The sequence below is a fragment of the Streptomyces sp. 8K308 genome, assembly GCF_004348315.1.
Taxonomy (GTDB): domain Bacteria; phylum Actinomycetota; class Actinomycetes; order Streptomycetales; family Streptomycetaceae; genus Streptomyces.
On record NZ_SMKC01000399.1, the window covers coordinates 1 to 6,020 of the forward strand.

Consider the following 6,020-nt stretch of genomic DNA (forward strand, 5'->3'; position numbering starts at 1 on the left):
GGCGGACGGCGCCGCGGCCCTGCTCGGGGACGCGCACCAGCGGGCCGGCCGGCGGGGCTCCGGCGGGCGGCTCGGCGACGGCCGGCTCGCCGCGCGCGACCCGCTCGTCGGGGCGGCCGATGAGCCAGTCGCGGCTCGGCACGACGAGGCCGGCCGGGGTGAAGGCGATCTTGCGGAGCTCGGCGTAGCTGCCCGAGTCCTTGCGCCACAGGCCGGCCACGATGTCGACGGCCTCGGCGGGGCTGGCGGCGAACTCGAGGCCCGCGTAGACCGGGGCGCAGGCCTCGAGCCCGAGGTCCTGGGCGGAGAGGCGGCGGCCGAGCCGGCGGGTGAAGACCTCGGCGATCAGGGCGGGCGTGGTGCCGCGCGGCCGCTGACCGCGCAGCCAGCGGGTCACGGACGTCTTGTCGTAGCGGAGATCGAGGCCGTGTTCGAGGCCGAGCTGGTCGACCCGGCGGGCCAACCCGGCATGGGAGAACCCGGCCTCGGCGATCAGGGCGGCGAGCTGGCGGTTCGGCGTGCGCGGTGGCGTGGACTGCGGGGAGGGCGGGCCTCCGGGTCGTTCCGTGGACATCGGCGGTGCGGTCTCCTGCCTTACGGCTGTGCGGCTGGAACGGCGCGAATGTAACGGTCCTTCCTGGTTTCATCGGCTTCTGGGCCGAGGATTCATCCATATGTGTGAGCCCCGGGGCGGCCCAGGCATGGTTGTGGGTCGGGCTTACAGTGGGGTTCAAGCGTCCAATGGCGCCTTGTACGAATGTGCGAAGGGAAAGCCGCCGTGAGCGAGCTGCGCTTTGTCCGTCTGGGCTTCGGATCGGAGGCCGTGGAGTACCACGCGGCCTGGCAGGAGCAGCGGCGGGTGCACACCGCGCGGTTCTCGGACGAGATCCCTGACACGTGCCTGCTGCTCGAGCACCAGGCGGTCTACACGGCCGGCCGGCGCACGGCGGACAGCGAACGACCGCTGGACGGCACGCCCGTGGTCGACGTCGACCGGGGCGGGAAGATCACCTGGCACGGTCCTGGGCAGCTCGTCGGGTATCCGATCCTGAAGTTGCCGCGCCCCGTTGACGTGATCGCTCACGTGCGGCGGCTCGAGGAGGCGGTGATCAGGGTCTGCGCCGACTTCGGCGTGGAGACCTCCCGGGTGGAGGGCCGCAGCGGGGTCTGGGTGCTCGGCGAGGCGCAGCGCGGCGCGGACGGCGCGGCGCGGCTCGGCGGGCTCTCGTTGGACTTCGACCCCCGGCTGCACGACGAGGAGTTCGACCCGCGCCTGCACGGCCCGGAGTACGCGCCGTCCAACGCGGGGCAGCGCGGCGAGGACCGCAAGCTCTGTTCGATCGGGATCCGGGTCGCCAAGGGCGTCACCATGCACGGCTTCGCGCTCAACTGCGATCCGGACATCACGTCGTTCGACCGGATCGTGCCCTGCGGCATCAGGGACGCGGGCACGACCTCGCTCTCCGCGGAGCTCGGCCGCCGGGTGCCGGTCACCGAGGTGCTCCCGGTGCTGGAGAAGCACCTGCGCGAGGTGCTCGAGACCGCCCTGCCGCTGCCGCGCGCGGTGTGACGCGGTCGCACCCACCCGACCGCGTCACCCGTACAAGCCAAGGCGTACGCTGTGATGCGCCGAAGAATCGAAAGTGGTAGGGAGCCGGACGTGTCCGCTGTCGCACCCGACGGGCGCAAGATGCTGCGCCTCGAGGTCCGGAACAGCCAGACCCCCATCGAGCGCAAGCCGGAGTGGATCAAGACCCGCGCCCGCCTCGGCCCGGAGTACCAGGCGCTGCACGGCCTGGTGAAGCGCGAGGGGCTGCACACGGTCTGCCAGGAGGCCGGCTGCCCGAACATCTTCGAGTGTTGGGAGGACCGGGAGGCGACGTTCCTGGTCGGCGGCGAGCAGTGCACCAGGCGGTGCGACTTCTGCCTGATCGACACGGGCAAGCCGACCGAGGTGGACCGCGACGAGCCCCGCCGGGTCGCGGAGTCGGTGCGGCAGATGGAGCTGAAGTACGCCACCGTCACCGGCGTCGCCAGGGACGACCTGCCGGACGGCGGCGCCTGGATCTACGCCGAGACGGTGCGGCAGATCCACGCCCTGATGCCGGGCACGGGCGTCGAGGTGCTGATCCCGGACTTCAACGCGGTTCCCGAGCAGCTGGCCGAGGTGTTCGGGTCCCGGCCCGAGGTGCTGGCGCACAACGTCGAGACGGTGCCGCGGATCTTCAAGCGGATCCGGCCGGCGTTCCGCTACGAGCGGTCGCTGCGGGTGCTGACGCTGGCCCGCGAGGACGGTCTGGTCACGAAGTCCAACCTGATCCTGGGCATGGGCGAGACGCGGGACGAGATCAGCCAGGCCCTGCGCGACCTGCACGAGGCGGGCTGCGAGTTGATCACCATCACGCAGTACCTGCGGCCGACGCCGCGGCATCACCCGGTGGAGCGGTGGGTCAAGCCCGAGGAGTTCGTCGAGCTCCGGCAGGAGGCCGAGGAGATCGGCTTCGCCGGGGTGATGTCCGGGCCGATGGTGCGTTCGTCGTACCGGGCCGGGCGGCTCTACCAGCAGGCGATCACGCGCCGGGGCGAGACCAGGGCCGCCTGAGTCTTCACCCCCGGGTCACGGTCCCGAAACACCATTCGATAACAATAGAAGGACATTTGACCGACCGCCTGGGGAGGGGCTGGCCATGCGGACGCTGCGTCTACTTGAGGAACGCCTGCTGCGGGGAGGCCGCCGCACGGCCCTGCGGAACGCCTGGGCGGCGGTCCAGGAGGACCGCGAGCGGGCGGTGGCCCGCACGGAGGCCGAGCAGGCGCTGCGGGCGGTGCGTGACCGGCCTGCCGGCCGGAGCGGTCCGAAGGACCCCGTGGCCGTGCGCTGACGAGCGGCGCGGCGCGACGGACGCCGTGCCCGTGCGCAACCGGCCTGGCGGGCTGAGCGGTCGGCACGGCCCCGTAGACTGACCGGTATGGCGCGGAAGGACAAGGAACAGGATTCCGAAAACCCGGGGCGGCTCAAGCAGATCGCCCTGACGTACCGGATGACCCGGCGGAACGATCGCTGGATCGGCTGGATCATCTCAGCGGTGGGCCTCGGCACGTTCGGTGTCGTCCTGGCCATCGGTTTCCTGATCGGCCACCCGATCTATCTCGGCATCCTCGGTTTCCTGGTCGCGCTGCTGACCACGGCGATCGTCTTCGGCCGGCGGGCCGAGCGGGCGGCGTTCAGCCAGATGGAGGGCCAGCCGGGCGCCGCCGCCGCGGTCCTGGAGAACATGCGGCGCGGCGTGAGCTTCACGCCGGCCGTGGCCATCAACCGCAACCAGGACGTGGTGCACCGGGCGGTCGGCAAGTTCGGCGTGGTGCTGGTCGGCGAGGGCAACCCGAACCGGCTCAGGACCCTGATGGCGGCCGAGAAGCGGCGGATGAACCGGGCGATCTCCGAGGTGCCGGTGCACGACGTGATCGTCGGCCGCGGCGAGGGCCAGGTCGAGCTGAAGAAGCTGCGCTCCACGATCCTCAAGTACCCCAGGGTCCTCGGCGGCCCCCGCGTCACCGAGGTCAACGACCGGCTGCGGGCGATGGGCGACCTGATGAGCAACATGCCGCTGCCGAAGGGCCCCATGCCCAAGGGCATGCGCCTCCCGAAGGGCGGCGGGTCCCCCCGCCGCGGTCGCTGACCGCGCCGGAACGTGTGACGGCGGCCCGGTCCCGAGAGGGACCGGGCCGCCGTCGTGTTCGTGCGTCGTGTTCGTGCGAGCTACGCCCGGACCTGGACGGCGTCGGTCAGCTTGTCGTGGAGGCCACGGGTGTCCCGGTCCCAGACGAGGGCGGGGATGGCCAGCACCAGCAACGCGGAGCGGAGGGCGGCGCGGGGGAAGGTCAGGCGACCGCCGCTGACGTGCACGACCCTCAGGCCGAGTAGCCGCTTGCCCGGCGTGCGGCCGAGGGTCCCCACCGTCAGGACGGACATCACGAGGAAGACGAGCAGCGTCCAGCTGTTGGCCGCGCGCATCTGACCGTCGGCGAGCAGACCGTATGCGATCAGCCCGCACAGCGCCCAGTCGACGAAGATCGCGGCCACCCGGCGACCGGGCGAGGCGACGGAGCCCGGGCCCTCCCTGGGCAGTCCGAGACGGTCCCCCCGATAGCTGAAGTCGGCGCCCCTGTCGTCGGCCACCGCGCGCGATCCCCGGTTGTCCACGGATCCACCGTAGCGCGCCGGCCCGGCGGACCCGTCACCGGTATCAGGGGAGAAGTCCGGTTAACATCACCGAAACGAATGGGTCATGCCCGAGAAATGGCACGTCCTTAGGGTCGGCCCCGGCAGGCCCACGCACTGGGCCATTCCCCGAGCTGCACACTCCCCGACCCCAGGGCCGGGGGTAGGAGGACACCGGATGTTCCAGAACGCCGACGAGATCAACAAGTACATCGCGGAAAAGGACGTCAAGTTCATCGACGTCCGCTTCTGCGACCTGCCGGGCATCATGCAGCACGTGACCGTTCCGGTCGGCAGCTTCGACCCGAACGCGAGCCTGATGTTCGACGGATCGTCGATCCGCGGCTTCCAGGCCATCCACGAGTCCGACATGGCGCTGGTCCCCGACCTGTCCACGGCGCGGGTCGACCCGTTCCGCAAGGACCTCACCATCAACATCAACTTCTTCATCCACGACCCGATCACGGGCGAGGCCTACAGCCGTGACCCGCGGAACGTGGCGAAGAAGGCCGAGGCGTACCTGGCCTCGTCCGGGATCGCGGACACCGCCTTCTTCGGCCCGGAGGCCGAGTTCTACGTCTTCGACGACGTCCGCTTCGAGACCAAGTCGAACGCCGGCTACTACTACATCGACTCCGAGGCCGGCGCCTGGAACACCGGCGCCATCGAGGAGGGCGGCAACCGGGGCTACAAGGTCCGCTACAAGGGCGGCTACTTCCCGGCCCCGCCGGTCGACCACTTCGCCGACCTGCGCGCCGAGATCTCCCTGGAGCTGATCAAGGCCGGCCTCGAGGTCGAGCGCCAGCACCACGAGGTGGGCACCGCCGGCCAGGCCGAGATCAACTACAAGTACAACACGCTGCTGGCCGCCGCCGACGACCTGATGCTGTTCAAGTACATCGTCAAGAACGTGGCCTGGCGCAACAACAAGACCGCCACCTTCATGCCGAAGCCGATCTTCGGCGACAACGGCTCCGGCATGCACGTCCACCAGTCCCTGTGGCTGGGCGGCAGCCCGCTCTTCTACGACGAGCAGGGCTACGCGGGCCTGTCCGACACCGCCCGCTACTACATCGGCGGCATCCTGAAGCACGCCCCGTCGCTGCTGGCCTTCACCAACCCGACGGTGAACTCCTACCACCGTCTGGTGCCGGGCTTCGAGGCGCCGGTCAACCTGGTCTACTCGCAGCGCAACCGCTCCGCCGCGATGCGCATCCCGATCACCGGCTCCAATCCGAAGGCCAAGCGCGTCGAGTTCCGCGCCCCTGACCCGTCGTCCAACCCCTACCTGGCGTTCTCGGCGCTGCTGCTCGCCGGCCTCGACGGCATCAAGAACAAGATCGAGCCGGCCGAGCCGATCGACAAGGACCTCTACGAGCTGGCCCCCGAGGAGCACGCCGAGCTCCCGCAGGTCCCGACCTCCCTGCCCGCGGTCCTCGAGGCCCTGGAGGCGGACAACGAGTACCTGCAGGCCGGCGGCGTCTTCACGGCCGACCTGATCGAGACCTGGATCGACTTCAAGCGCGAGAAGGAGATCGCCCCGATGCAGCTGCGGCCGCACCCGCACGAGTTCGAGCTGTACTTCGACGTGTAAGGGCGGATTCGCGTCACCGAGGGCCCGGTCGTCGTCCCGTGCGGGGCGGCGGCCGGGCCCTCGCCGTGTCCGGGACTCAGTCCGCGCAGAGGCGGTCGGCCAGGGTGGCCATCGCGGGGGTGCCGGGGGCGCTGCCGGTGGTGGTGAGGGCGGTGCTGAAGCGTTCCGGGTGGCGGAGCAGCCGGCGGCGGTGGGGGTGGACGG

The 6,020-nt window shown here is 70.8% G+C and carries 6 protein-coding genes and 1 pseudogene; 5 read left to right on the forward strand and 2 right to left on the reverse strand.

The window, feature by feature from the left end:
* A pseudogene (locus tag E1265_RS32405) lies at nt 1–574 on the reverse strand (regulator); the annotation flags it as partial.
* A 204-nt stretch (nt 575–778) separates the two neighbouring features.
* On the opposite strand from E1265_RS32405, the gene lipB reads away from it, so the two are divergent.
* The 4 genes from lipB to E1265_RS32425 all read left to right on the forward strand — a co-directional run bounded on the left by lipB (nt 779) and on the right by E1265_RS32425 (nt 3,680).
* Nucleotides 779–1,570 (forward strand): lipoyl(octanoyl) transferase LipB, encoded by a 792-nt coding sequence (gene lipB, locus E1265_RS32410; RefSeq protein WP_132934537.1) that lies wholly within the window; start codon nt 779–781, stop codon nt 1,568–1,570.
* Nucleotides 1,571–1,660: 90 nt separating this feature from the next.
* Nucleotides 1,661–2,602, forward strand: a complete 942-nt coding sequence (gene lipA / locus E1265_RS32415; protein ID WP_132934538.1) for a lipoyl synthase — start codon at nt 1,661–1,663, stop codon at nt 2,600–2,602.
* 85 nt (nt 2,603–2,687) lie between these two features.
* Nucleotides 2,688–2,882 carry a hypothetical protein gene (locus E1265_RS32420; RefSeq protein ID WP_132934539.1) on the forward strand — a complete coding sequence of 65 codons (195 nt, stop codon included), beginning with the start codon at nt 2,688–2,690 and terminating at the stop codon, nt 2,880–2,882.
* Between the two features lie 87 nt (nt 2,883–2,969).
* The gene (locus tag E1265_RS32425) at nt 2,970–3,680 is read left to right on the forward strand and encodes a DUF4191 domain-containing protein (RefSeq protein ID WP_132934540.1); all 711 of its coding nucleotides are present in this window, start codon (nt 2,970–2,972) and stop codon (nt 3,678–3,680) included.
* 80 nt (nt 3,681–3,760) lie between these two features.
* Here the strand turns inward: E1265_RS32425 and E1265_RS32430 are convergent, their stop codons facing one another.
* Complete coding sequence (locus tag E1265_RS32430; RefSeq protein ID WP_132934541.1) at nt 3,761–4,204, reverse strand: RDD family protein; 444 nt, start codon at nt 4,202–4,204, stop codon at nt 3,761–3,763.
* Nucleotides 4,205–4,400: 196 nt separating this feature from the next.
* Here E1265_RS32430 and glnA point away from each other — a divergent pair, with 196 nt between their 5' ends.
* Entirely contained in the window at nt 4,401–5,816 is a 1,416-nt protein-coding gene (gene glnA / locus E1265_RS32435; protein WP_132934542.1) for a type I glutamate--ammonia ligase, read from the forward strand.
* Nucleotides 5,817–6,020: the final 204 nt, after the last annotated feature.